This is a genomic window from Sphingomonas sp. SRI_018, from assembly GCF_057586275.1.
The window spans coordinates 267,035-292,376 of record NZ_JBYCZO010000002.1 but is presented as its reverse complement, the minus strand read 5'-3'; the positions used below and the strand labels follow the sequence as shown (position 1 = coordinate 292,376).

General features: G+C 69.1%; 26 protein-coding genes. 11 read left to right on the top strand and 15 right to left on the bottom strand.

Translation table 11 applies throughout. The features are described 5' to 3' along the window. Nucleotides 1-324: a hypothetical protein gene (locus tag AC2YHA_RS13350; protein WP_487401976.1), complete on the bottom strand. Its 324-nt coding sequence runs from the start codon at nt 322-324 to the stop codon at nt 1-3. Between the two features lie 155 nt (nt 325-479). Between AC2YHA_RS13350 and AC2YHA_RS13345 the strand changes: the two genes are divergently transcribed. Next, the gene (locus AC2YHA_RS13345; RefSeq protein ID WP_487401975.1) at nt 480-710 is read left to right on the top strand and encodes a hypothetical protein; all 231 of its coding nucleotides are present in this window, start codon (nt 480-482) and stop codon (nt 708-710) included. Beyond that, the gene (locus tag AC2YHA_RS13340; protein WP_487401974.1) at nt 695-2,257 is read left to right on the top strand and encodes an MBL fold metallo-hydrolase; all 1,563 of its coding nucleotides are present in this window, start codon (nt 695-697) and stop codon (nt 2,255-2,257) included. Before AC2YHA_RS13345 ends, AC2YHA_RS13340 begins: the two co-directional genes overlap by 16 nt. Before the next feature lie 49 nt (nt 2,258-2,306). Here AC2YHA_RS13340 and AC2YHA_RS13335 read toward each other — a convergent pair whose 3' ends face one another. From AC2YHA_RS13335 to AC2YHA_RS13325, 3 genes are all read right to left on the bottom strand, one after another. Then, a complete protein-coding gene (locus tag AC2YHA_RS13335) occupies nt 2,307-3,596 on the bottom strand; it encodes a glycosyltransferase family 4 protein (protein ID WP_487401973.1) in 1,290 nt (429 codons plus the stop codon). 89 nt (nt 3,597-3,685) lie between these two features. After that, the gene (locus tag AC2YHA_RS13330; protein WP_487401972.1) at nt 3,686-4,645 is read right to left on the bottom strand and encodes a L,D-transpeptidase; all 960 of its coding nucleotides are present in this window, start codon (nt 4,643-4,645) and stop codon (nt 3,686-3,688) included. Next, entirely contained in the window at nt 4,642-5,004 is a 363-nt protein-coding gene (locus tag AC2YHA_RS13325; RefSeq protein ID WP_487401971.1) for a host attachment protein, read from the bottom strand. The genes AC2YHA_RS13330 and AC2YHA_RS13325 overlap by 4 nt, the downstream gene beginning before the upstream one ends. A gap of 195 nt (nt 5,005-5,199) precedes the next feature. Between AC2YHA_RS13325 and AC2YHA_RS13320 the strand changes: the two genes are divergently transcribed. Beyond that, complete coding sequence (locus tag AC2YHA_RS13320) at nt 5,200-6,027, top strand: universal stress protein (protein ID WP_487401970.1); 828 nt, start codon at nt 5,200-5,202, stop codon at nt 6,025-6,027. 49 nt (nt 6,028-6,076) lie between these two features. On the opposite strand, the gene AC2YHA_RS13315 is transcribed toward AC2YHA_RS13320, so the two are convergent. The 3 genes from AC2YHA_RS13315 to AC2YHA_RS13305 all read right to left on the bottom strand — a co-directional run bounded on the left by AC2YHA_RS13315 (nt 6,077) and on the right by AC2YHA_RS13305 (nt 8,001). Beyond that, nucleotides 6,077-6,727 (bottom strand): BON domain-containing protein, encoded by a 651-nt coding sequence (locus AC2YHA_RS13315; protein ID WP_487401969.1) that lies wholly within the window; start codon nt 6,725-6,727, stop codon nt 6,077-6,079. Nucleotides 6,728-7,192: 465 nt separating this feature from the next. After that, on the bottom strand, nt 7,193-7,846 hold the full coding sequence (locus AC2YHA_RS13310; RefSeq protein WP_487401968.1) for an NAD(P)H-dependent oxidoreductase: 654 nt from the start codon (nt 7,844-7,846) through the stop codon (nt 7,193-7,195). 11 nt (nt 7,847-7,857) lie between these two features. After that, nucleotides 7,858-8,001, bottom strand: a complete 144-nt coding sequence (locus AC2YHA_RS13305; RefSeq protein ID WP_487401967.1) for a hypothetical protein — start codon at nt 7,999-8,001, stop codon at nt 7,858-7,860. A gap of 131 nt (nt 8,002-8,132) precedes the next feature. Here AC2YHA_RS13305 and AC2YHA_RS13300 point away from each other — a divergent pair, with 131 nt between their 5' ends. Continuing rightward, entirely contained in the window at nt 8,133-10,787 is a 2,655-nt protein-coding gene (locus AC2YHA_RS13300; protein ID WP_487401966.1) for a bifunctional acetate--CoA ligase family protein/GNAT family N-acetyltransferase, read from the top strand. A gap of 13 nt (nt 10,788-10,800) precedes the next feature. Here AC2YHA_RS13300 and AC2YHA_RS13295 read toward each other — a convergent pair whose 3' ends face one another. From AC2YHA_RS13295 to AC2YHA_RS13280, 4 genes are all read right to left on the bottom strand, one after another. Then, on the bottom strand, nt 10,801-11,424 hold the full coding sequence (locus AC2YHA_RS13295; RefSeq protein WP_487401965.1) for a response regulator transcription factor: 624 nt from the start codon (nt 11,422-11,424) through the stop codon (nt 10,801-10,803). Continuing rightward, nucleotides 11,421-13,295, bottom strand: coding sequence for a PAS domain S-box protein (locus AC2YHA_RS13290; RefSeq protein WP_487401964.1), 1,875 nt, complete (start codon nt 13,293-13,295; stop codon nt 11,421-11,423). Before AC2YHA_RS13290 ends, AC2YHA_RS13295 begins: the two co-directional genes overlap by 4 nt. A gap of 143 nt (nt 13,296-13,438) precedes the next feature. Then, the gene (locus tag AC2YHA_RS13285; RefSeq protein WP_487401963.1) at nt 13,439-13,822 is read right to left on the bottom strand and encodes a response regulator; all 384 of its coding nucleotides are present in this window, start codon (nt 13,820-13,822) and stop codon (nt 13,439-13,441) included. A gap of 252 nt (nt 13,823-14,074) precedes the next feature. After that, nucleotides 14,075-14,878 (bottom strand): universal stress protein, encoded by an 804-nt coding sequence (locus AC2YHA_RS13280; RefSeq protein ID WP_487401962.1) that lies wholly within the window; start codon nt 14,876-14,878, stop codon nt 14,075-14,077. A gap of 142 nt (nt 14,879-15,020) precedes the next feature. On the opposite strand from AC2YHA_RS13280, the gene AC2YHA_RS13275 reads away from it, so the two are divergent. Beyond that, complete coding sequence (locus AC2YHA_RS13275; RefSeq protein ID WP_487401961.1) at nt 15,021-15,671, top strand: DsbA family oxidoreductase; 651 nt, start codon at nt 15,021-15,023, stop codon at nt 15,669-15,671. A gap of 43 nt (nt 15,672-15,714) precedes the next feature. Here AC2YHA_RS13275 and AC2YHA_RS13270 read toward each other — a convergent pair whose 3' ends face one another. The 3 genes from AC2YHA_RS13270 to AC2YHA_RS13260 all read right to left on the bottom strand — a co-directional run bounded on the left by AC2YHA_RS13270 (nt 15,715) and on the right by AC2YHA_RS13260 (nt 18,366). Beyond that, nucleotides 15,715-16,374, bottom strand: coding sequence for a YoaK family protein (locus tag AC2YHA_RS13270; protein WP_487401960.1), 660 nt, complete (start codon nt 16,372-16,374; stop codon nt 15,715-15,717). Nucleotides 16,375-16,454: 80 nt separating this feature from the next. Beyond that, nucleotides 16,455-17,069 (bottom strand): response regulator FixJ, encoded by a 615-nt coding sequence (gene fixJ, locus AC2YHA_RS13265; protein WP_487401959.1) that lies wholly within the window; start codon nt 17,067-17,069, stop codon nt 16,455-16,457. Next, nucleotides 17,056-18,366: a sensor histidine kinase gene (locus tag AC2YHA_RS13260; protein ID WP_487401958.1), complete on the bottom strand. Its 1,311-nt coding sequence runs from the start codon at nt 18,364-18,366 to the stop codon at nt 17,056-17,058. Before AC2YHA_RS13260 ends, fixJ begins: the two co-directional genes overlap by 14 nt. A 344-nt stretch (nt 18,367-18,710) precedes the next feature. Here AC2YHA_RS13260 and AC2YHA_RS13255 point away from each other — a divergent pair, with 344 nt between their 5' ends. The 3 genes from AC2YHA_RS13255 to AC2YHA_RS13245 are packed head-to-tail and all read left to right on the top strand — an operon-like array spanning nt 18,711 to nt 20,178. Continuing rightward, nucleotides 18,711-19,400, top strand: coding sequence for an alternative oxidase (locus AC2YHA_RS13255; protein WP_487401957.1), 690 nt, complete (start codon nt 18,711-18,713; stop codon nt 19,398-19,400). 24 nt (nt 19,401-19,424) lie between these two features. Then, complete coding sequence (locus tag AC2YHA_RS13250; RefSeq protein WP_487401956.1) at nt 19,425-19,775, top strand: response regulator transcription factor; 351 nt, start codon at nt 19,425-19,427, stop codon at nt 19,773-19,775. Between the two features lies 1 nt (nt 19,776). After that, nucleotides 19,777-20,178 (top strand): group III truncated hemoglobin, encoded by a 402-nt coding sequence (locus tag AC2YHA_RS13245; RefSeq protein WP_487401955.1) that lies wholly within the window; start codon nt 19,777-19,779, stop codon nt 20,176-20,178. Here the strand turns inward: AC2YHA_RS13245 and AC2YHA_RS13240 are convergent. Further along, entirely contained in the window at nt 20,175-20,876 is a 702-nt protein-coding gene (locus AC2YHA_RS13240; RefSeq protein WP_487401954.1) for a VIT1/CCC1 transporter family protein, read from the bottom strand. The two genes, AC2YHA_RS13245 and AC2YHA_RS13240, sit on opposite strands and share 4 nt — an antisense overlap. A 125-nt stretch (nt 20,877-21,001) precedes the next feature. Between AC2YHA_RS13240 and AC2YHA_RS13235 the strand changes: the two genes are divergently transcribed. The 3 genes from AC2YHA_RS13235 to AC2YHA_RS13225 are packed head-to-tail and all read left to right on the top strand — an operon-like array spanning nt 21,002 to nt 25,310. After that, nucleotides 21,002-21,424 carry a universal stress protein gene (locus AC2YHA_RS13235; protein ID WP_487401953.1) on the top strand — a complete coding sequence of 141 codons (423 nt, stop codon included), beginning with the start codon at nt 21,002-21,004 and terminating at the stop codon, nt 21,422-21,424. Then, on the top strand, nt 21,421-24,039 hold the full coding sequence (locus AC2YHA_RS13230) for a cation-translocating P-type ATPase (protein WP_487401952.1): 2,619 nt from the start codon (nt 21,421-21,423) through the stop codon (nt 24,037-24,039). Before AC2YHA_RS13235 ends, AC2YHA_RS13230 begins: the two co-directional genes overlap by 4 nt. After that, entirely contained in the window at nt 24,036-25,310 is a 1,275-nt protein-coding gene (locus AC2YHA_RS13225) for an MgtC/SapB family protein (RefSeq protein ID WP_487401951.1), read from the top strand. Before AC2YHA_RS13230 ends, AC2YHA_RS13225 begins: the two co-directional genes overlap by 4 nt. The last annotated feature ends 32 nt before the right edge of the window (nt 25,311-25,342 follow it).

The following is a 25,342-nucleotide window of genomic DNA, read 5'->3' as shown; positions in this document are numbered from 1 at the left end:
TCAGCTCTCGATCCGGCTCAGGATATGCGCTGTCCCGTCGGCGGCGACGTCGATCAGGTACTGGCGGCCATCAGTGCAGCGTGCGCGCCAGCGCGGCAGTCCACCGGCGCCGCTAACGCTCTCTGCCGTGGTCACGCCCTGGCAATCGATCCCGGCATCGCGGATCGCGCGCAGGAACACCGCGCGACGCTGGGGATCGGACAATCCGGACACGGCTGCGGTCGCGTTGACTCCGGCGTCCGGCGACGCCTCCGAGCGGTTGGCAACGGGGGATCGGTCACAGGCGGCGGCGAGCAGCAGGGCCGCAAGGATGACACGTCTCATCGGTACCTCCATCAAGACCGATGGCAATCAAGGCCAAATCGCGCGTTCGCCCAATGCGTAGTTGCCCGGATCGGCCGGTGCTCGTTCGTAGGATTGCGGATGGCGGTGAATGCCCCGCGCGGCATCCTCGGCCAATGGTCTCAAGGAGCCGAACGATGGCAAAAGCGCCGCTGATCCCGCCACCCGATACGATCGATCCCCATGCGCCGCCGGAAGCTCCGCCGCCGCATTGGCCGGCCGAGCGCGGCACACCTGTCGCGCCCGAATGTCCGCCCTCGCTGCCTGAGGAGGGATCGCCCGACACGGCGCCGCCCGAGCGACCCGTGCCCGAAGGCGATACCGCTTCCGAAAGTTGCCTGAGGACCAGCCCATGTCGCTCGAACTGACCTTTCACGGCGCCGCCGGCGCGGTCACGGGATCCTGCATGGAGCTTCGCGGAACACGCCACAACGTCCTTGTCGACTGCGGGCTGTTCCAGGGTTCGCGGGCGCTCGAAGCACTGAACTACGAACCATTGCCGTTCGATCCGCGCGATCTCGACTTGGTCGTGCTGACCCATGCCCACCTCGATCATGCAGGCCGGCTACCGCTGCTGATCCGCGAAGGGTTGCGTGCGCCCGTGCTGTGCCTGCTTCCCAATCGCCAGCTGCTCGGACCGCTGCTGATGGACTCCGCCAGGCTGCAGGCGGCGGATGCCGAACGGCGCAACGACCGTCCCGATCGCGTCGGCCTGCCGCCGTTCGAGCCGCTCTACGATTTCGAGGACGTGACCAGAGTTGTCGAACGGGTCGATACGCTGCGGACGGGCAAATGGGCCGAGCCGCTTCCCGGCCTGCAGCTGCGCTTCTGGGATGCGCATCATATCCTTGGCGCTGCCTCGGTCGAGCTACGGCTCGACGGGCAGGCGCTGCTCTTCTCGGGCGATATCGGCAATGGCGCGACGCGCGTCGCCGATCCGCCGGCGCCCGATAGCGGATGGGATCATGTCGTCTGCGAGGCGACCTATGGGGATCGTGACCGCACCATTCCCACCGAGGAAGCGCGGCGCGAGCTACTGGCGAAAGCGGCCGAGGCGGCGCTTGGGCGTGGCGGCAATCTCGTCATTCCCGCCTTCGCGCTCGAACGTACCCAGCTGCTGATTGAGGATTTCGTCGCGCTGTTCGATGCGGGGCGTCTCGCACCGGTCCCGGTATTCATCGACGCACCGCTCGCCGACAAGGTAACGCACGCCTATCGGCGCTACGACAACCCGCCGCGCCGCGGTCCCTCACCGTTCGACCATCCCAAGATCCGCTTCACCCGCAGCGTCGACGAATCCAAGATGCTCAACCGCATATCGGGCGCGGTCATCATTGCCGGGTCCGGTATGTGCACCGGCGGCCGCGTCCGCTACCATCTGCTGCGTAACCTGCCGCGGGTCGACTCGACCGTGCTGTTCGTCGGCTACCAGGCGCGCGGCACGCTGGGCGCGATCCTTCAGGGCGGCGCCCGCCTCGTCCGGATCTCCGGAGTCGACGTCCGGGTGCGCGCGCGCCTCGAGTCGCTCGACGCCTATTCGGCGCATGCCGACCGTGGCGGGCTGCTGCGGTGGATCGCTGCGCGCGCGCCGATCCACGGCAGCCTGTTCCTCGACCACGGCGAATCTCCGGCGCTCGATCGCCTCGCGGCCGATGCGGCGCAGCTTCCCGGCATTCCCCGGCCGATCGTGCCCGTGCTCGGCGAGTCCTTCCGGTTGGAGTCGCGGGCGCTCGCCACGCGCCAGGCCCCGCCGCGGGTCGACGCTCCGAGGCTCATCGCCGGCGAAGACCTGTCCAGTCGTCAGGCGGCGCTGCGCGAACTGCTCGATTCGCGCCTTGCCGCGCTGCCCTCGGACGAGGCGCGCGGTGCCGCACTCGATACCGTGCGCCGCGCCGTCGACAGCCTGCCGCGCTGAACTGGACCGACGTCGATGTCGTGACGGTCGCCGGGCCGCCGGGCGACCGTCAGGCGCCCAGGGCGATGCCGGCGGGCACCGACCGGCCGTTCCGGCATGCCAGGGTCGCGGGCGGCGAAGCTCCATCCAGAAGCATGGCGAAACGCGCCAGCGAGCGTTCGGCGAGCTTCCGCCAGGTCATGTTGCGCGCCGCGCGATAGGCTTGGGCGGCGCAGTCGTCGCGCGCGGCGTCGTCGACGAGCCACGACGCGACGGCGTCGGCCGTCGCCGCCACATCGCCGAATCCGACGAGCCGCCCGGCGCCGCCGGCAAGCAACTCCCTGGCATGGACATAGGGTGTCGAGACGATCGGCTTGCCCAGCGCGAACGCATAGGCGAGCGTTCCCGAGGTAATCTGGGCGGGATTGCCATAGGGTGTCACATAGACGTCCGCGGCAGCGATGGTGTCGAGCAACGCCTCCTCGTCGAGAAAGCGGTCGTTCCAACGCAGATGCGCGGCGATGCCGAGCCGTTCCGCATGCGCCTGGAGCAGCTCGCGGTAGGCTTCGCCCTCGCGGGCGACGAGATGAGGATGGGTCGCGCCGACGATCCGGTAAAGCGCCTTCGGGCAGCGGGCGAGCACGGCAGGCATCGCCTCGATCATCGTCTCGATCCCTTTGCCGGGAGAAAGCAGGCCGAAGGTGAGGATCGTCTTGCGATCCTCTAGGGCGAGCCGCTGCCGCATGGCGGTGGGCGGGACATAGGTACGATCGGGCGTGCCGTGGGGAATCACGGCGATGCGCCCTGCCGGGACGCCGTAGCTGCCGACCAGGATGTCACGGGCATGCCGTGCCATCACGATCAGCAGGGTTGCGCGCGCGGTGATGCCGGCCATGACCCGGCGCTGATCGTCGTTGGGCTGGTCGAGGACCGTATGCAGCGTCACGGCGACCGGCGCGTCGATCCCCGCGAGGAGGTCGAGAAGATGGCTTCCGGCGGACCCGCCGTAGATGCCGAACTCATGCTGCACCCAGATGAGATCGGCTCCGCTGGCAGCGATCCGCCTGGCCGCCGCGCGATAAGCGGCACGGTCCTCCTGGTCGATCGTCCCGGCGACCGATGCCGGGAAGGCATAGGATCGGCCAGGGTCGACCATCGCATAGTGATCGATCGCAAGATCCGGAAACGCAGCGCGCATCGCGTCATGCACGTGGCTCGTATAGGTGGCGAGGCCGCAAAGCCGCGGCAGTGCATTCCCGATCAGCGCGATCCGTGGCAGGCGTCGGCGGGGGAACGAGTGAGGCTCGACGAGGCCGCGCCCGACGATAGGCGTGGCATTGCCGGCCGAGGTCGAAACCACATGCTGTCTCCTTGTGACGATTACTACGTTCCCTCGCTACGGACGCTGCGGCCGTTCCCGAATCAGGGATTGCCCGTAGCGCAGCCGGCCTAGCGTCCTTCGAGCAGCGTGACCGACGTGGCCGGACTTCCGGCGACCAGGCTGTCTCCGGTCACCACGATTGTCGTGCCCGGGGCCACGACCTCCGCGACCGCGCGGCGGAACGCCGGATCGACACCGAAGCCGTCCCAGAAGCCCGCCGGAGCAGGATCGGCTTTCGCGTCGGGCTGGAGCGCCACGCTGAACCATTGCCGCTTGGTCCCGCCGTCCACCACGAGGACATAGGCGGTGGTCGCCTCCACGCGTCCGGCGATCGCTACCGCGGCGCGCCCGATCTCCCGCCCGTTCCGCAGGACGACGACGCGGCGGTCGGCAGCGCTGACCACGATCGACACCGGCCCGTCGGGCGCCCGCTCGGGATGCCACCAGCTTTCCCTCGGCGGAGCCGCGGCGACTTCGCCACGCAACGGATCCCCCGCCGGCGCGAGCCGCGGCAGGTCGCGCGCATCGGTGATCACGACCGTCATCCCCAGCCGTGTCACGTCATAGAGCAGCCTGGCGAACGCGGGCGGCAGCCGGATGCAGCCATGTGACGCCGGATAGCCCGGCAGGCTGCCGGCATGCAGGGCGATGCCGCCCCAGGTGAGGCGCTGCATATAGGGCATAGGCGCGTCGTCGTAGAGGCTCGAATGATGCTCGACCTCCTTCTGGAGCACGGTGAACACGCCCGTCGGCGTCTCGTAACCGGGACGACCGGTCGACACCGTCGTCACCGCGACCGGCATACCGTTGCGATAGAGCACCGCACGCTGTCCGGCGATGCTGACGATCAGCACCACGGGACCCTGCGGGGCGATCTGCGGAGCCCACAGGAACTCGCCTGGCCTGAGCCGTTGCGCCGTCTCGACGATGCTTCCCGGCGCGACCGGCACCGCCACCTGCTGCGCTACCGCCGGCGCCGTGCAGGCAAGAGCGAGCAGCGGCAGCCTGCCAAACCGTCCGGGCCTCATGCGTGCGCCATGTGCAGGCGCTCGGCGAGCTCGGCCGGCGGGCAACGGGCGAGGTCCCTGGCGATCTCGGCGACGACATGCCCGCGATAGGCCTTGGGAAGCGCATGGCGCAGTCCGCCCAACGTCCGCGAGGGCGCCACCAGCAGGAGCGGCGTCCCGGCGGCCAGCAGCGGCTCGATCGTGTCCAGGATCTCCGCCAGCCTTCGCCGCGGATCGGCTGGACCGTCGCCATGCGCGCGGGTTAGCAGCCGGGCGGGAACGAGCTCGAAGTCGGGCGCGTGGTCGCGGCCGCGGTTGCGGAGCAGGCGGACATGGACATCGTCGAGCACCAGCACCAAAGCGCCGTGCGAAATCAGCATCTGAACCTCCCTCGATCGGTCGGGGAGAGGATTCGCCAGGCGCGGCCGTCCGGAAATGCGCAATTGCCCGTAGTCGCGGCGCTTAAGGTACCGAGGCCTTGCGGGAGCGCCCGCGCCGGCGCCGCCACTAAGGAACATTCCCAAGCGCGTCGCCGCCGCATTGGCGCTTCGCTCCGCAGGCGAAAGGAGCGAGTCATGATCAAGGATCTGCTGTTCGTCATCGACAACGCGAAACGGGCCGAGTCCTTCCTGAAGGCGGCGGTCGCGCTCGGAGAAACCTTCGGCGCCTATTGCGAGGTCGTCACCCTCTCCGCCGGGCCACTGCTGGCTGCGGAGTTCGCCCCGCTCGGCGCCCTCTACCTTCCCGAGGATGAGCTTCGCCGCGACGAGGAGGCGCGCCTGGCCGAGGTGCGAAAGATCGTCGCCGAGGCGACCTGTCCGGTCGAGGTCTACGGGCTTCGCGACGACGTCGCGTGGATCCCGCAGGATCTGAGGCTGAGCCGGCCGCTCGCCGACTTCTGCGTGGTCGGCACGGAGGAATGCTGGGAGGTGCCGTGGCTGCGCCGCCGCGTGCTCGACACCCTGCTCCTCTCGACCGGAACGCCGTTATTGCTGCTGCCCCCGAAGAAGGCGCTCGGCCGCATTCGCCATGCGATCATCGGCTGGAAGGCGTCTCCCGAAGCGAACCGCGCCGTGCACGACCTGGTGGCGATCGCCGAACCTGGAGCCCGCATCGAGATCGTCACCGTCGGCGCCAATCCCGGCGACGCCAACGCGCTCGCCACCGTTGCCGAAGCTCAGCGCCATCTCGTCCGGCACGGCTTCGACGTGTCGACCTTCGCGCTGCCAAAAGGGGACTGGTCGCGCGTCGCCGAGATGCTCGAGCATCATGCCCGGCGGCGGCAGGCGGATCTGCTGGTCGTCGGCGCCTATGTGCATTCGCGCCTGCGCGAGACCGCGTTCGGCGGGGTGACGCGCGATCTCCTGTCGAACGCGATCGTTCCCGTGCTCCTCTCGCACTGAAGGCGCGTGCGAGCGCTCCCGGCTCGCATGGCGGGCCGGGAGCCGGGGTTCACGCGAGGATGATCTCGTCCTCGACCGCGAGCACGCCGGGCGCCGCCCACGCGGCCGCCTCCGCCGTACGACGCTCATTCCAGCCGCGCACCGCGCCGCCGAGCATGACCTTGCCGCCGTCGACGCGAACGGTGATCGTGCTCGCATCGACCTCGCTCGAGCGCTTCAGCGCCGCCAGGATGCGCTCGTGCACGTCAGCCGGTGCGGGCTTCGGCTGCACGGTGATGTAGCTCGCCACGCCGCGCACGCCGCCGATACGGCCGGCCGCCGTGTAGGCGGCCTGCTTGTGGTAGTTCCACTCGACCTCGCCGGTAAGCGTCACATATCCCTTCTCGACCTTGACCGTGATCTTGTCCTCGGGAATGCGCGAGTCCCATGCGAAGACTCGCACGATCCGCCCCGCAATCTCGTCATCCGAAGTCTTGGGCTCGCCCGGCAGGCGCACATCGATCTCCTGCGCCACCGCCTTCACGCCCTTGACGCAGCGCGCGAGACGCTCGGCCGCAAGTTTCATCGTATAGCCGGGAACATGGCCGATGAGCGTCACCACACCGTCACGCGCGGTGACGCCGATATGGCCATGCTCCACGTCGGGAGCCCAGGACAGCTGGTCGATGACGTCCTGCTGCAGCTGGCTGTCGCTTTTCATATGCCGTCTCCTGATCCGAAGCGTCGGGCTTCCTCGCTCGGCCGCCGACTCTTGCGCGCCGCGGTGGATGCGAGAACTAGGAGTGTTGCTTAGTGGCCTGCGCGTAGAGGCGGCGCTTGGCAAACTCGGTCGCGGCGGCATAGGCGAGCACAATAGCAAGCGTGCGATCAGCGCCGGCGGCACCATCCGCACCCGCTGCGGGGCCGAAGCGGCCGGCTCCGCCTGATCGTCGCCGACAACGGATACCGCATGGGGCGCCAGGACCTTGGCAGACTGCGGGAGGGCGGCGGCCGGCCCCGCGCTTACGGCACCGGCTTCGGCCTCGTATGCGACTTCGTTACCGTGGCACGCGGCCGGCTCGCCATCCGCAGCGCGGCACGGCGGTGATGATCGACTTGCCGACGATCCCCCGCGCCCCGCGACGCCGATGGCCGGTGCCGGCCTGAGACCGCTCCTGCACCGTGATCAATGGCAGGCGTGCGCCTGCTCGCGCCGGTGCCAGGCGTTCAGCAGCTTCGCGCAGAGCAGGCGGGTCCGCCCACGCGCCTGCTCGAGGCATTCCTCGATATATTGGGCCTTGGTTCCGCGGACGATCGCGTCGAAATGGACGTGGTCGTCGCTCGCGAACGCGAAGATCGTCGACAGATAGGTGTCGAAGGCCTGGCGCAGCGATACCCATTGTCCGTGTTCCTCGAGCCATGGACGCGTGGTCGCCGACGAGCTCAGGATCATCAGATGCTTGCCCCTGAGCATCGGGTGGGGAAGATCGTTCTTGATGCGGTCCGGCCCGAAGCCGGCACCGAGCACACGGTCGATATAGCCCTTGATGATCGCCGGCGGCATGCCGAACCACAAGGGATAGATCAGCGTCACCACATCGCACTCCCGCAGCAGGGCAAGCTCGGCCGCGACATCGGGCGCGGGCTCGAAGCGATCGCCCGCCGGCCGCTCGTCGGCCTTGAGCAGCGGATCGAAGCCGATCGCATAGAGATCGCGAACCTCGGCCTGCTGGCAGCAGGCCTCGACGGTCTCGCAATAGGTCTGTGCGACCGTATGGTTGAAGCTCCCTGGGGCCGGGTGCCCGAGCACGACGAGATGGCGGATCGGAACCTGCGACATCGTCCGTCCTCCTAGGCCGGCAGGTGAAGGACGAGGCGGGCGAGCACGCCGGTCAGCATGACGCCGCCGAGGCCGGATAGGCCGACGGCGACGCGTGGCTGCCGGCTCAGCACGGCCGCGGCGCGGGGGGCAAAGGCGCTGAGTATGTGAATCATGGGACATCTCCGCGATCGATGGCGCCAGCCTCTTCGATCGCGTCACTCACCGACATACGGTTCTCTACTTATCGCGGACCGCCCCACGGCGGTGCTCAATCACGGCTGCCAAAAAAACTGGGAGCGATGCCATGACCGTCCGCAGCCTCGACGTCCTGTTCCACCCGCGCAGCATCGCGGTGATCGGCGGCTCCAGCCGTGCCGGCTCGCTCGGCGAGCGCGTCCTCGAGAACATCATCGACGGCGGCTTCGAGGGCCTGATCTTCGCGGTCAACCCCAAGCGGGTCGAACTCGACAAGACCTGGTGGGTCCACTCGATCGACGCGCTGCCCGAGGCGCCCGACCTCGCCATCATCGTCACCCCCGCCGACACCGTTCCCGGGATCATCGGCGAGCTCGGCGCCAAGGGGGTCAAGGTCGCGGTGGTGCTCTCCGCCGGCCTCCAGGACCCCATGCTCCGCGACGCGATGCTCGCGGCGGCCCGACCGCACCTGCTGCGTATCGTCGGGCCCAACTGTCTTGGCGTGCTGCTCCCCCATGTCCGGCTCAATGCGTCGTTCGCGCCGCGATCAGCCGCGCCCGGCCGGCTCGCTTTCGTGTCGCAGAGCGGCGCGCTGGTGACGGCGATGCTCGACTGGGCGGTCGACAAGCATGTCGGATTCTCGGCGGTGATCTCCGCCGGCGACATGGCCGACGTCGACCTCGGCGACCTGATCGACATGCTCGCGGCCGATCCGGCGACCGACGCGATCCTGCTCTATATCGAAGGCGTCACCGCACCGGCGAAGTTCATGTCCGCCGCTCGCGCAGCCTCCCGGATCAAGCCGGTGATCGCGATCAAGGCGGGCCGGAGCGCCGCCGCGGGCAAGGCGGCGATCTCGCACACCGGCGCGCTGGTCGGCGACTATGACGTCCATGCGGCGGCGTTCGCCCGCGCCGGCATCGTGCTGGTCGACAGCCTCACCGATCTGTTCGACGCCGCGCAGATGCTGTGTCGCCATCGGCCGCAGGGCGGCGACCGGCTCGCGATCGTCACCAACGGCGGCGGAGCCGGGGTGCTTGCCGCCGATGCCCTGGCCGACCAGCGCGGCACGCTGGCGACGCTTGCGCCGCAGACGATCGCCGCGCTCGAGCCCGTGCTGCCGCGCGCCTGGTCGCGCGGCAATCCGATCGATGTGGTCGGCGACGCCCGGGCCGAACGCTTCTCGGCCGCGGCCGGGGCCGCGCTGGCCGATCCGGGCGTCGACGCATTGTTGGTGATCCATTGCCCCACCGCTGTGGCGACCGGGACCGAGATCGCCGCGGCGTTGGCCGCCGCGGTCAAGTCGGGCAATCCCGCCCGCAAGCCGGTCATCGCCTGCTGGATGGGCAGCGCCAACGCCAATGCGGTGTGCGCGATACTCGACGAGGCCGGCATCCCGCTGTTCGACAATTCCGACGACGCGGTGCGCGGGTTCGGCTATCTGCTGCGCGCGCATCTCGGTCAGGAGGCGCTGCTCAGGGCGCCGGGGCGCGTCAGCATCGCCGCGACCGACAAGGCCTGCGCCACCGCCGCGATCGCCTCCGCCGGCCCGGAGGGCCGGACCAATCTCAATGCGACCGAGGCCAAGGTGCTGCTGGCCGCCTATGGCGTGCCGATCAACGCCATCCGCTTTGCCCAGACCGCCGATGCGGTAACGGCGGCAGCGGCCGATCTTGCGCCGCCCTATGCGGTCAAGCTCGTGTCCCCGCAGCTGCCCCACAAGTCCGACGTCGGCGGCGTCCGGCTCGACCTCGCCACCGGCGAGGATGCGGCCCGGGCGGCGCGGGAGATGACGGCGCGGATCCGGCACAGCCATCCCGAGGCCTCGATCAGCGGCTTCGAGGTCGAGACCATGGTGCCGATCGGCGACGGCCAGGAGCTGCTAGCCGGGTTCGTCAATGATCCGACGTTCGGCCCGGTGCTCGCGTTCGGTGCCGGCGGCAAGGCGGTCGAGGTGATCGCCGATCGCGCCCTCGGCCTGCCGCCGCTCGACGACCGGCTCGCGGAGGATATGATCGACGCCACCCGGATCGGCAGGCTGCTCAAGGGCTATCGCGACGTCCCGCCCGCCGATCGCGCGGCAATCGTCCGCGTGCTCAACGCGCTGTCGGCGATCGCGGTCGATTTTCCCGAGATCGCCGAGCTCGAGATCAACCCGCTGATCGCCTCGGCGGATGGGGTGATCGCGCTCGACGCGCGCGGGCGCCTGTTCGGCGATGATCGCCGGTCGAGGCTGGCGATCCGGCCGGTGCCGGTCGAATGGACCGCGGACCTCACCACCAGGAGCGGTATCGCGCTGCATGTGCGCCCCGTCGTTCCCGAGGACGAAGCGCTGCTTGCCGATCTCTTCGCGCATGTGAGCCGCGAGGACCTGCGGTTCCGGTTCCTCACCGGGCGGGAAAGCGTCGGCCGGGACCAGCTCGTGCCGATGTGCCAGGTCGACTATGCCCGGACGATCAATTTCCTCGCCTTTGCCGGCGACGTCGTCGTTGCCAGCGCCATGCTGGCGACCGATCCCGATCACCGCCGCGCCGAGCTCGCGCTCGCGGTGCGGGAAGGCTACAAGGGCAAGGGGGTGAGCTGGACGCTCGTCGGGCACGTCATGCGCTACGCCGCCGCCGAGGGTATCGAGACCGTCGAGTCGCTCGAAAGCCGCGACAACCGTGCCGCGCTGGCGCTCGAGCGCGAGATGGGGTTCAAGCCGGTCCCGGCGACCGACGACGCAAGCGAGGTCCTGGTCCGGCGGCGCGTGACCATGCACTGACCGCCGAGCCGCCTCAGGCCCGGCTTTCCCCCATGCCGGCGGCGAAGGCGATGCGCAGCGCCTCCGAAAGGCTGCGCGCCTTGAGCTTGGTCATGATGTTGGCGCGATGGACCTCCACCGTCCTTGGCGAGATGCCGAGGTCATAGGCGATCGTCTTGTTGGGATAGCCCTGGGCAAGTCCCTCGAGCACCTCGCGCTCCCGATCGCTGAGCGCTCCGAGCACGACCTCGGCCTCAGCCGCTCGGACCATCACGTCCTTCTCGGAGGCGATCTGCGCGAGCGCCCGCGTGATCGCATCCTGCAAGGCGTCGGTGTCGAACGGCTTCTCGAGGAAGTCAATCGCGCCGGCGCGCATCGCCGTCACCGCATTCGCCACGTCGCCATGGCCGGTCAGCACGATGACGGGCATGGTGATGCCCCGCTCGTTGAGCTGGCGCTGAACCTCGAGGCCGTCCATCTCCGGCATGCGGATGTCGAGGAGGATACAGCCCACCTCCACATGCCGGACCTCCTTGAGGAACGCGACACCCGAAGGCCAGGTGCGCACCGCATAGCCCGATGTCTTGAGGAAGAAGCTCGCGCCGCGGCGGACGCTCTCCTCGTCGTCGATGACGTGAACCATTGGCTTGTCGCTCATATTGGCGCCTCCATGTCCGCGCGAACCAGCGTGAAGTGAAATTGCGAGCCGCCCTCCGGGCCCGGCTCCATCCAGATGCGTCCGCCATGCGCCTCGACGATTGTCCGACAGATCGAGAGGCCGAGGCCCATGCCGCCGCTCTTGGTGCTGCTGAAGGCGCGGAACAGGTTCTCGGCGACCTCGGACGAGATGCCGGGGCCGGTGTCGGCCACCGTGACGCGGACGAACCCCGCCTCGTCGGGCGCGCTCGAGACGATGAGGACGCGCTCGGGCGCGTCCGCCATCGCCTCGATGGCGTTGCGCATAAGGTTGATCAGCACCTGCTGCGTCTGGATGTGGTCGACGAGCACGCTGTCGACGCGTTGGTCGAGGGCGACATGCGCCTCGATACCTTTCTCGCGTGCGCCGATCAGCGCGAGCTTGGCGGCATCGTCGACCATCGCGGACAGCGAGCCGATCTCCTTCTCGATCTCGCCGCGCCCTACGAACTCACGCAGGCGGCGCACGATGCCGCCGGCGCGCAGCGCCTCCTCATAGGCCTCATCGAGGCCTTCCTCGATCATCGCGCGATCGTCGGGATTATCCTCGCGCAGGAGGTTGCGCACGCCACGGACGAAGGTGACCACCGCCGTGATCGGCTGATTGAGCTCGTGCGCGAGCGTCGACGCCATGGTGCCCATCGCGCTCACCCGTGCCGCATGCACCAGCTCGGAGCGCAGCTGCTCGATCCGGGCCTCCGCCCGCTGCTTCTCGGTCAGGTCACGGATGAAGCCTGTGAAGACCCGCGTGCCCTCGGTGACCGCCTCGCCGACCGAGAGCTCCATCGGGAAGGTCGAGCCGTCGCGCCGCTCGCCGATCACCGTGCGCCCCATGCCGATGATCCGCCGCTCGCCGGTCGCGAGATAGCGCTGGATATAGCCGTCGTGCCGGTCGCGATCCGGCGACGGCATGAGGCGGCTGACGTTCTGGCCGGCGATCTCGGCTTCGGCATAGCCGAACAGCTTCTCGGCCGCCGTGCTGAACGACAGGATCCTGCCCGTCTCGTTGATCACGATCATCGCGTCGGGGACAGTTGCCAGGATCGAGCGGAACTGCGACGCGCTCGCCTGGTTGCGGCGCTCGGCCGCGCGCTCCTCGGTGACGTCGCGGATGACCTTGCCGAAGCCGCGCAGCGCGCCGGTATCGTCGTAGAGCGCGGTGACCGTGACGTGCGCCAAGAACTCCGAGCCGTTCTTGCGCACCCGCCAGTCGTCTCCCTCGAACCGGCCTTCGGCGCGGGCGCGAGCGAGATCCCGCTGCGGCTTGCCGGCGGCCACGGCCGGCTCGGGATAGAAGATCGCGCAATGCCGCCCGAGCACTTCCTCCTCGGTCCACCCCTTGAGGCGCTCGGCCGCCTTGTTCCAGATCGTCACCCGCCCCTCGGGATCGAGCATGTAGATGCCATAGCTCGTCGCGCCGTCGATCAGGAGGTTGAGCGTATCGGCGAGGTCGTCGGCGCGCGCCGCACGGCGCGCGGCGGTCTGCTCGCTTGATCGCCAGCGGCGGCGCAGAGCAGCGATATGGGCGGCGACGCCGACGATCACCGCCACCGCGAGCAGGAAGGCGGCAAGCTCGAAGGGGGCGATCGGCCCCTCGGCCCAGCCGAGCAGGTAGACGAGCGCCACCGACAGGGCAGCGGCGACCAGCGCCGGCCACGGCCCGGCGAGGACCGCCGTCACCAGCACCGCGACCGTGAAGAATAGATAATAACCGCGATCGTCGAGCCAGTCGCGCGCCGCCCACCGCACCAGCGCCGCGATGGCAACCGAAGCGACTGCGGTGCCGCAGGCAGACACGGCATCGCGTGCGAACGAGGTGCGGGCGTCGGTCAAGGGCCCCTCCCCGATCCGGCGCGCCCGCCGTGCGCGACCAGACACGGCCGAGGTCCCCGCATCGGTTGTCGGATCATAGCATGGCGATGCAGCCTCAGGAACAGAGCAAACCCTAGGCTGCACATCGGTTGAGGCGGGCCCGCTCATGCGTCGGTTTGAGGCTCGGCGAGCGCATCGATCAGCGCATCGTCGCGGAACGGCTTCGCCAGCACTGCGGCAAAGCCGGCGGCCTTCGCCTGCAACTGCAGCGCATGCGAATAGAAGGCAGTAATCAGCACGGCGACGCCGCGCCAGCCTGACGCTCTGAGCGCCCGTAACACGGTGATGCCGTCGGTGCTCGGCAGGGCATAGTCGATCACGACATGGCTAGCGCCCGACAGCGCGGCATCCGCCAGCGCGGGCGCCGCTTCGGAGAAGGAATAAACCTCATAGCCCTGGCCGCGCAGGAGCAGCTGCAAGGCGCGGCGCACGGCAGCATCGTCCTCGATCAGCACGAGGTGAGGTGCGGGCGCATTCTCGGGAGTCATTCGACCACGCCTTTTACAAGCCCGCCCGCGGAGGTCGGACAAGTCGGGAAAGGCCTAGGCGATCGCCGGCCGCGCCGGCGATCCGTAATCTTCCGTATCGCCTCGCAGGCAACATTAGCGAAACCGAGCCCCATCAGCAGCATCCCCCGCGGTCGCCGAGGGCGCCCACCTTCGACGGTGGCGCCCATGCCGACGATCGCCCCATTCTCGCGCCGGCACATCGTCGTGCCGGCGCCTTCGCGCTCTTCCGCCTCAGTGCGCAATGAACAGCGGCACCGGACATTCCTTCAGCATGCGCTTGGTGACGCCGCCGAAGGCGGCCTCGATGAATCGACGATGCCCGAAGCCGCCCATCACGAGATATGCCGCGCCGACCGCCGCGATCATGTCGAGCAGCACGGTGCTCGGGATGTCTTCGCGTGCGCTCTCGCGCCGGACTATAGGCTTGATGCCGTGCCGGGAGAGATACTCGGCCGCTTCGCTGGCAGGCAGTCTGATCGAGCCGTCGTCGACCTCGACGATGGTCACCGTCCCCGCATGCTGCAGTAGCGGCACCGCCGCGCGCAGCGCCGTCTCGGCCTGTTCCGAACCGTCCCAGGCGACGAGCGCATGGCCGAAGGCGTCGAACCCCGTCGCATTCTCGGGAACCGCGACGATCGGCCGGCCGGTCTTGACCAGCAGGTTGCCGACGAGCTCGCGCATGTCCGGATAGGGAATGCTATCGAGCTCGCGATTGAGGACGACCAGGTCCGCAAGGGCAGTGCTGTCGCATACGCACGGCGTGAGGAATCCCTTCTCATCGATCCAGTCATAGGGCACCCCCTCGACCCTGAGCCGGGCTTCCATGCGCGTGCGATTGGCGCCCTCGCGTTGCTCCTCGTCGGCCATCAGCAATGCGGTGCCGCCGCAATCGGCATAGTCGCCAACGAAGACCGGCGCGATCGCGATATCGATGCAGGTCAGGTGCCCGTCGAGCGCGCGAGTGAGATCCACCGCCGCCTGAAACCGCGCTTCCTGGCCGGCATCGTCATGCATCAGGACAAGGACATTCTTCATGGTTCGCCTCCTGCGAATTGCACGGGCGAGGCTATGGGCAGCGCGCAATGCGGCCCATGCGGAATGTTACGGATCGGCTACCGATGAAATCAGGTTCCCGGCACCCTAGATCGCATAGGCGCTTACGGGAAAGGATTGCTTGATGGCCCAGCCGATGAGGATCGACTTCGTTTCCGACATCTCCTGCCCCTGGTGCATTATCGGCCTGCGCGGGCTCGAGGAGGCGCTGGAGCGAACTGCCGGCCTCATCGACGCCGAGATCACTTTCCAGCCATTCGAGCTCAATCCCGGCATGGCGCCGGACGGCGAGAACATCGTCGAGCATGTCGCCCGCAAATACGGCGCGACACGCGAGCAATCGGTCGCCAATCGCGAAACGATCCGGCAACGCGCTGCGGCGGTGGGGTTCCGCATGAACACCTCGGAGGACAGCCGCATCTACAACACCTTCGACGCGCACCGCCTGCTCCACTGGGCCGCAATCGAAGGGCGCCAGGCCTCGCTCAAGCACGCGCTGTTCGAAGCCTATTTTGCCGAGGGGCAGGATCCGTCCGATGCCGACGTCCTCGTCGCGGCCGCCGGGAAGGCTGGCCTCGCCGGCGATGCCGCACGCGAGGTGCTGACCTCAGGCCGCTATGCCGACGAGGTCCGGCATGCCGAGCGCCTCTGGCAGGCGCGCGGCGTCCGTGCCGTGCCGGCGGTGATCATCGAGGAGAAATATCTGATCTCGGGCGGCCAGCCTCCCGAGGCCTTCGAGCAGGCACTGCGCCAGATCGCGGCCGAAGGCGCATAAGGCCCCTGACTGGAAACCGCAGACCTTTCGTTCCGCCGATACCTTAGCGAGCGGACTGGCGGCTACGGCCGGTGTCGAAGATGCGGCCCGCCGAGACGGAGAATAGCAACGCGAGGGCGCTGCCGATCCAGAGCGCGGCGGACTGGGCGTTCGCCGCGGTCGCTGCTCCGCAGACCGCGCCGGCGACGAACCCGCCCCAGAGCAGCAGGTAAGGCAGCCATCCCCATCTGTCGCCGCCCGAAATCGCGCTTGCGAGGCCTTGGCCGAGCTTGACGATGCTGCCGGTCATGTAGGTCAGGCCGATACGGACCTGCCCGTCCTGCTCGAAGATCGCGTTCTCGGCCCCCATCGCGAACGCCGTCAGCGCCAGTGCGGCGTGGAGATATCCGGCCGACGCCGATACGGCCGCGCCGGCGATCAGCACCGCGATCGCGAGGAGCACGGCCGCCGCCCGCCGCTCCCCCGCCGCCCGCCCGTAGAGCGATCCCGCCGTCACGCCGAGGAGAAAGGCGACGATCAATCCGCCGGCCGCCAGCGCATCCGGCAGCGCCTCCGCGATACCTACCGCCAGCCGCGTCGAGTTGCCGCTCATGAACGAGACGAAGAATCCCTTCGACAGGATGAATCCGCAGGCGTCGACATAGCCGGCGAGGCCGGACAATCCGGCTGCGAACAGTCTCACCCGCCCGTCGTAGCGATCCATTCCGTCATCCTATGAGCGGCGCGGTGATGTCCTGCAACATGCTGGCGCCGGCCGGCATGTCATCGTCCTGTCGCCCCCCTTCACGAGAGACGGGCGAGCGTCACCATCCGGACGAGCTCCGGCAGCGTCTTGGCATGCATCTTCATCATCACATTGGCGCGATAGACCTCGACCGTGCGCGCGCTGATGCCGAGATCGAAGGCGATCGCCTTGTTGGCCTCCCCCGCCACCAAGCTGTCCATGACCTCACGCTCGCGTGGGGAAAGGCCGGCGATCCGCTTCAGAACCGCCTGGCGATCCGCCTGCGCCTGGTCGTCGCCGGCCCGCCGGGCCAGTGCGTTGCGGATCGCCGCCAGCATCACCGCATCATCGAAGGGCTTCTCGATGAAATCGGCGACGCCGGCCTTCATCGCCTGGATCGCCAGCGGCACATCGGCATGACCGGTGATGACGATCACCGGAACGGCGGCGTCCCGGCGCCGGAGCTCCTCGACCAGCTCGACTCCGCTCCGGCCAGGCATGCGCACGTCGGTCACGACACAGGCGCCGGCCAGCGGCGGCGATGCCGCCAGGAAGGCATCGGCGGACGCGAACGAACGGGCCCGGATCCCGGCGCAATCGAGCAGGAATTCCAGCGAGTGGCGCGCGCTATCATCGTCGTCGATCACATAGACGATCGCCTCACTCGCCATCATACAGCTCCTCCTCGCCGACGCGCGGCAGTGTGAAACCGAACAACGCCCCGCCGCCCGCGCGCGCGCGGGCCCAGATCTGCCCGCCATGCGCCTCGATGATCGTGCGCGAGATCGACAGACCGATGCCCATACCCGCACGCTTGGTGGTGACGAAGGGTTGGAACAACTGCTCGGCTACCTCTGGATCGATTCCGGACCCGCTGTCGGCAACGGTCACCTGCGCCATGTCGGCGTCGGCGGGTTCGGTGGTGATCGTCAGCTCGCGGCGCGCCGATGCCGACTCGGTCATCGCATCGACGGCATTGCGCACGAGGTTCAGCACGACCTGCTGGACCTGAACCTTGTCGGCGAGCACCAGATCGATCTCTGGGCTGAAGTCATATTGCACGCGGATACCATGTTCCTTGGCGCCGATCAGCGCCAGCGCGCTCGCCTCCTCGATCATCTTCGGCAGGCTTTCGACCGCGCGCTCCGCCTCGCCGCGGCCGACGAAGTCGCGCAGGCGCCGGATGATGTCGCCGGCGCGCAGCGCTTCACGCGCCGCCCGCTCCACCGCATCGGCCACCCGCTCCTGCGGTACCTCGACGCGCTCGAGCAGCATACGGGTGCCCTTGAGATAGTTGGCGATCGCCGAGAGCGGCTGGTTGAGCTCGTGCGCCAGCGCCGAGGCCATCTCGCCGAGAGCCGTCAGCCGCGACACATGGACAAGCTCGTTCTGGAGCTCCTGCAACCGCGCTTCCGCCTGCTGGCGCTCGGTAAGGTCGCGGATGAAGCCGGTGAAGTAGCGCTGCCCGTCGGCCCGCATCTCGCCTACGGCGAGCTCGATCGGGAAGGTCGAGCGGTCCTTGCGTTCCCCGACGACGACCCGGCCCTTGCCGATGATCCGTTTCTCGCCGGTCCGGTAGTAGCGCTCGAGATAACCGTCATGTGCCGAGCGATAGGGATCGGGCATCAATATGCTGACATTGCAGCCGAGGACCTCGTTGGCCTGCCAGCCGAACATTCTCTCGGCCGCCGGGCTGAAGTCGCGGATCAAACCCAGCTCGTCGATCACCACGATCGCATCCGGCACCGTATCGAGGATCGAGCGCAGGTGCGCTTCGCGGCGCGCAAGACCGGCGGTGACGCGCTCGGCTCGGGCGCGGGCGCGCTGGAACCATTCGCCGCCGAGCGCGATCGCGCATCCGATCACCACGAAGGCCGCGGCCGCGATCAGGCTCCCCGCCTCGATCGGGCCGATCAAGCGGTCGCACCACAGACCGACCGCCGCGCCGGCGATGCTCGCAGCAAGGCCCATGCGCAAGCCGGACAGAGCGCTCACCGCCACCACAGCCGGAACGAAGAAGATATAGGTCGCCGCGGCCCGAGCTGCTCCGCGAAGGTGATCCGGACGCCGGCGCCGAACCCGATCGCCACGGCGGCGAGCGCCAGCGTCACGACCAGCGGCGGTAACGGCCAGACCGCCAACCGAAGGGGAAATCGTCGTGGAACCGCCTGCTCGCTATGCACCTGAACGTCATCCTCCCCCACCTCCGGTAAGGCCCTTAGGGGCCGCACGGTAGGGTCAATATCCGAATGTCCGCATTGGCCTCGGGATCATAGAGGCCGGACACCGGCAAACGAGTGCCACGGAGACCAACCATGATCCCACCGTTCATCGATCTCGGCGTCCATCACCAGCCCAAGGGACTGTCGGACCGGATCGCCTTCGCCTTCACCAAAGTGCTGCGCTGGACCGCCGACACCTTCTTCGCCGAGCGTTACGGCCATCGCGCCGTCGTTCTGGAAACGGTTGCCGCCGTTCCGGGGATGGTCGGCGCGACGATCAATCACCTCGCCTGCCTGCGCCGCATGTGCGACGATAGGGGCTGGATCAAGACGCTCATGGACGAAGCCGAAAATGAGCGCATGCACCTGATGACCTTCATCGAGATCTCCAAGCCCACCTTCTTCGAGCGGGCCGTGATCATCGGCGTGCAGTGGGTGTTCTACCTGTTCTTCTTTGGCCTTTATCTCGTCAGCTCGAAGACCGCGCACCGGGTGGTCGGCTATTTCGAGGAGGAGGCCGTGATCAGCTACACCCATTATCTCGCCGAGATCGACGAAGGGCGCAGCGAGAATGTGCCGGCGCCCGAGATCGCCAAGCGCTATTGGAGCCTGCCCGAGGACGCGACACTGCGCGACGTGGTGCTCGTGGTCCGCGCCGACGAAGCGCACCACCGCGACGTCAATCACGGCTTCGCCAACGAGCTTGGCGGGTTGCCGGTCGGCGCCGTCGCCGCCTCTCCGCCGCATGCGACGCTCGAGCCCAATTGGAAGCGGGCCGCCTGAACCGGGCGGTGGCGAGGACAGGATATGACCGCGGAGAATTCGATCCTGCTGTTCATCAGCGACGCTTCGGTCCTGGCTTCGCTCCAGTTCGCGCTCTCGCTCGAAGGGTTTCAGGTGGCGGACGGACTGGCGGCAGGCAATCCGCCGGCCGCCTGCCTGGTGATCGACCAGGCCTGCCGCGGCGGCGGGCTGGACCTGCTCCGATCGCTTCGCGCCGACGGCCGCAATGCACCGGCCCTGCTGCTCGCCACCAATCCCGGGCCCGCCCTGCGGCGGCGGGCCGGGGCCGTCGGCGCCGCCATCATCGAGAAACCCCTGCTCGGCGACGAGCTGACGCGCGCGCTGCACTGCATCCTGCAAACCGAGGCCGCCTGAGATGCCCACATCCATCACCGAAGACGATATCCATCGGCTTGTTCCGGCATTCTACGACCGCATCCGCAAGGACGCGGTGCTCGGACCGATCTTCAACGGCGCGATCGAGGATTGGCCGCGCCACATCGATAAGCTGCAGGCATTCTGGTCCTCGGTCATGCTCACCAGCGGTCGTTACAAGGGCCAGCCGATGACCGCTCACGTCCGGCACGAGCAGCATATGACGCCCGAGAATTTCGCGCGTTGGCTGGCGCTCTGGCGCCAGACCGCCACCGATCTGCTGGCGGCCGAGGCGGCGGCCGCCTTCCAGGACAAAGCCGATCGCATCGCCGAAAGCCTTCAGCTCGGCATGCAATTCTATCGCGACCGGCGTGCCGCATGCCGCGCAGCGGACCGCGCCTAGACCGCGGCGCCCGCCAAATGCCCGACCGCCGCGGTGATCGCCATCGCGAGCGCCCCCCAGAACGTCACCCGCAGCACCGAACGAAGCGGCGGCGCGTCGCCAGCCTTGGCGCCGAGCGCGCCCAGCACCACCAGGCAGGCGAGCGACGCAGCGACCACCATCGGGATCGCCAAGGCGTGCGGCGTGAGCGAGACCGCGAGCAGCGGCGCGGCCGCGCCCGCGCTGAAGGTCGCTGCCGAGGTAAAGGCGGCCTGGAGCGGGCGCGCGGTCGATATATCGGAAATGCCGAGCTCGTCCTGCGCATGCGCGGCGAGCGCGTCCTTGGCCATCAGCTGGTCGGCGACCTGGTGCGCCAGCGCCCGGTCCAGGCCGCGCGCGACATAGATTGCCGCAAGCTCTTCATGTTCGAACTCGGGCTGCTCGGCCAGCTCACGCCGCTCCTTGGCGAGGTTGGCGCGCTCGTTGTCCGCTTGCGAGCTGACCGAGACATATTCGCCGGCGGCCATCGACATCGCCCCGGCGACCAGCGCCGCGACGCCGGCCAACAGCACGCCGCCCTTGTCCGCGTCCGACGCCGCGACGCCGACGATCAGGCTGCCGGTCGAGACGATCCCGTCGTTGGCGCCGAGCACGGCGGCGCGCAGCCAGCCGACCCGCGCGATCGTATGCCGTTCGACATGAGCCCTCAGCCTGGTCATCGACGCCTCCTGCCACGCGGGCCCGTCCCACAGCTTTAGGTAATATCACCAACTGACGCGACCGCGCCGCCCGCTAGGCTACGCCGCACATCCTCAGCGTCTTCGCGGAAAAGGCATGGGTGGCCATGTATCGCAGCATTCTCGTTCCGATCGACCTCGATCAGCCGGGTTCCTGGGCCAAGGCGCTGTCCGCCGCGGCAGCGCTATGCCGCTGCTTCGGCGCCAACCTTACCCTTGCGACCGTCGTCCCGGACAGCCAGCTGACGCTCGAGGAGCAATGGTCGGCGATCGCTTGCCGCGAGATCATTGCCACCGCCGAAGCGCGGCTCGCCGCGCTCGCGGCCTCGGTGACCGGTCCGGCGGAGATCGCGCATCGCGTCGAAGTCGGCGCCGTCTCCGCCACGATCGTGGCGATCGCCAAGCGCGGCGGTGCCGACCTGATCGTGCTCGCCTCGCATCGTCCGGCGATGACGGACGTCCTCCTCGGCAGCACCGCCGCACGCGTGGTCCGCCATGCCCGCTGCTCGGTCATGGTGGTCCGCGAATGAGTGCCGCAGCCGTCCTCGATCAGGCACCGCCCACCCCGGCACCACCCGGCCGCTCCACCGCCCTGTGCCTTGGCCTCAGCCGCGCCGAGGCCGGGCGTCGGCTCGCCTGCGAAGGACCGAACGAGCTTCCGCGCCAGGGCCGGCGCACGGTCCTGTCGATCCTGATCGGTGTGCTGCGCGAGCCGATGCTGTTCCTGCTGATCGCCGCCGGCCTCGTCTATCTGGCGCTGGGCGACCAACAGGAGGCCGTGATGCTGATCGCATTCGCCGGCTTCTCGGTGGCCGTGACGGTCGTCCAGGAGGCTCGCAGCGAACGCGCGCTGGAGGCGCTACGCGATCTCGCCAGCCCCCGTGCGCTCGTAGTCCGCGGCGGCGAGCGGCAGCGTATTCCTGGCCGCGAGGTGGTGCGCGGCGATCTCGTCGTGCTCGCCGAGGGCGACCGCGTTCCGGCCGACGGCTGGATCGTCGAGAGCGACGGGCTCGCTGTCGACGAATCGCTGCTGACCGGCGAATCCCTGGCCGTCGCCAAGGGCGAGGTGACCACTCTCTCGGACAAGCGCCCGCCGCGCCCGGGCGGGAACGGCCTCGCCTATGCCTTCTCGAGCACGCTCGTCGTGCGCGGCAGCGGCCTGTGCTTCGTCAACGCGACCGGCCCCCGGACCGAGGTCGGACGCATCGGCCAGTCGCTGTCGGCAATCGAGACCGGCGCGCCGCGCCTCCATCGCGAGATCCGCCTGCTGGTGCTCGCCTTTGGCCTCGGTGCCCTCGCGGTCTGCGCGCTCGCCGTGCTGCTGTTCGGGCTGCTGCGCGGCGGATGGCTGGACGCCGCGCTTGCCGGCATCGCGCTCGCCATGTCGATGCTGCCGGAGGAGTTCCCGGTCGTGCTTGCCGTGTTCATGGCAATGGGCGCGATGCGCATGTCGCGCGTGCGTGTGCTCGCCCGCCGCGCCGCCGCCATCGAGACGCTGGGCTCGGCGACGGTGCTGTGCACCGACAAGACCGGCACGCTCACCGAGAATCGCATGCGCGTCGCCGAGCTCGCCCTGCCCGATGACCGCACCTTCGCGCCGGATGGGCCGGCGGCGGCGCCCCGCGACTTCTGGACCGTCGCCGAGCTCGGCGTGCTCGCGAGCGAACCCGAGCCGTTCGACCCGATGGAAGCTGCGTTCCACGCGTTCGACCGCATCCATCGCGACGCCGACCTGCCGCGCCGCCGCGATGCCGGCTGGACCCGGCGGCACCACTATCCGCTCGATTCAGCGCTGCTCGCGGTCTCCCATGTCTGGAACACCGGCAACGCCGACGATGTGATCGCCGCCAAGGGCGCACCCGAGGCCATCGCCGAGCTGTGCCGGCTGGGCGTGCACCAACGCGCCCGGATGCACGAGGCTGCCGGCGCGATGGCGGCCCGCGGACTGCGCGTGCTGGCGGTGGCCGAGGCGCGCTGGCGGGGAGCGGAGCTGCCGCCGTCGCAGCGCGGCTTCGACTTCGCCTATCGTGGCCTGGTCGGGCTTCACGATCCGCTGCGCGCCTCCGTGCCCGATGCCGTCCGCCAATGCCGCAACGCCGGCATCCGCGTGGTGATGATCACCGGCGACTATCCCGAGACCGCACGCGCCATCGCGGACCAGGCGGGCATTGACGCGGGCGAGGTGGTGACCGGCACGACGGTCGCGGCGATGGACGACGCCGGGCTTGCCCGCCGCATCGGCGGTATCGGTATCTTCGCGCGCGTCATGCCCGAGCAGAAGCTGCGCATCGTCGAGGCGCTGAAGGCCGCCGGCGAGGTCGTCGGCATGACCGGCGACGGCGTCAACGATGCGCCCTCGCTCAAGGCCGCCGACATCGGCATCGCCATGGGCGGGCGCGGCACCGACGTCGCGCGCGAAGCCGCCTCGATCGTGCTGCTCGACGACGACTTCGGCTCGATCGCGACCGCTGTCCGCGTCGGCCGGCGCATCTACGACAATCTGCGCAAGGCGATGGGGTTCATTGTCGCGGTCCATATTCCGATCGCTGGGCTGGCATTGCTGCCGTTGCTCGCCGGTTTCCCGATCCTGCTCGCGCCCGTCCATATTGCCGTGCTCGAGATGATCATCGACCCGGTCTGCTCGCTCGCGTTCGAGGCCGAGACCGAGGAGGCCGACGTCATGCGCCGAGCGCCGCGCCCGCCATCCGCGCGGCTGCTGTCGTTCGACCTCCTCGGCTGGTCGCTCGTCCAGGGTCTGGTGGCGTTCGCGGCGGTGGCCGGCCTGCTGCTCTGGGACTACGGCCACGGGGCCGCCGAGGAGACGCTGCGCGCCGCCACCTTCATCGCGCTGGTCGCCGCCGTCGTTGCACTGGTGCTGGTCAATCGTTCCTTCTCGGCATCGCTCGTGACCGCCCTCCGCCGACCCAACCTCGCCCTCGTGGTCGTCGCCGCACTGGTCATCACGGTGTTGGCGCTCGCGCAGCTCGTGCCGGGCGTCGGCCAGCTGTTCGGTTTTGCGCCGCTCACGATGCGCGAGGTCCTCGTTGCGGTCGGGGTGGGCGCCGCCGTGCTGACCCTGCTCGAGCTTACGAAGCTCGTCCGCCGCGCGCCGCGCCCGCGCGGCGCCGGCCGGATCGCCGCATGAGCACACCGGTGGCGACCTCCCCGGCGCTCCTGGCCACGCCGGCGACGGACGTCCTGCTGCCGCTCGGCTATGCGCTGGCGATCGGTCTGCTGATCGGTCTCGAGCGCGGCTGGAGCGACCGCGACGACCCGAGCGGTACCCGCGTTGCCGGTATTCGCACCTTCGCGATGCTGGGCGTGCTGGGCGGCGTCGCCGCCTTGCTGCCTGTGGCGGCGATGGTCGTGCTGATCGGCGCATGCGGCACCGTCCTCGTCATCGGCTATGTCCGGCAAAGCGGCCCCGATACCGGCCGAAGCGCGACCAGCGCGCTCGCCGCGCTAAGCGTGCTCGGGCTCGGCGCATTGGCCGTAAGCGGCCGCCCGTTCGAGGCGCTCGCCTGCGCGGCCGCCCTGATGTTGCTGCTGTCGATGCGGCAGAGCCTGCATCACCTGCTCAAGGATATGAGTGGCGAGGAGCTGCGCGCCGCCGCCCGCTTCGCCATCCTCGCGCTCGTCCTGCTGCCGCTGGCGCCGGACCGACCCCTCGGTCCCTATGGCGCCTGGAATCCTCATCAGCTGCTGCTGGTCATCGTGCTGGTCTGCGGCCTGTCGTTCGTCGGCTATGTCGTGGCGCGCCGCGCCGAGGCCACCCGCGGCATGCTCCTTACCGCCGCGTGCGGCGCGGTCGTGTCTTCGACCGCGGTGACCGCGACCTTCGCGCGCCGCCTCACTGGCACGAACGGCGCTGATCGTGCGCTGAGCGCCGGCATCGCGCTTGCCTCCGCGATCAGCATCGCCCGCGTGCTGCTGCTGATCGCAATCCTGGCGCCGCACGCGCTCGGACGGCTGGCGATCGTCTTCGTGCCGCCGCTGTTGCTGCTCCTTGCCGCGACAGTGTGGCGGATGCGCCGCGCTTCCGTCGAACGGCCGATGGCGGTCGCGCTCGACAACCCGCTCGAGCTCGCCGGTGCGATCGGCCTCACCCTGCTCGTCGCGCTCACCGCTCTCGCGAGCCGTTGGGCGCTCGACCATTATGGTCATATGGGCAGCGCGGTCGTGCTCGGGCTGACCGGCCTCGCCGATGTCGATGCCGCGGTGATCGTGTTCGCCGGGCTGCCGATTGGGCCGGAGTCCGTCGATCTCGCCACCGCGCTGGCGCTGCCGGTCGCGCTCAACATGACGGTGAAGACGGGGATCACGCTCGTGTTCGCGCGCGGCCGCGGTGCCGCTGCGGCGGCCGCGCCTCTGGCCCTGGCTGCGGGACTGATCGGGCTGACATTCGCGATCGCCTAGCTCCGCCCCATCCGGGATTCTCCGAAGCGAGC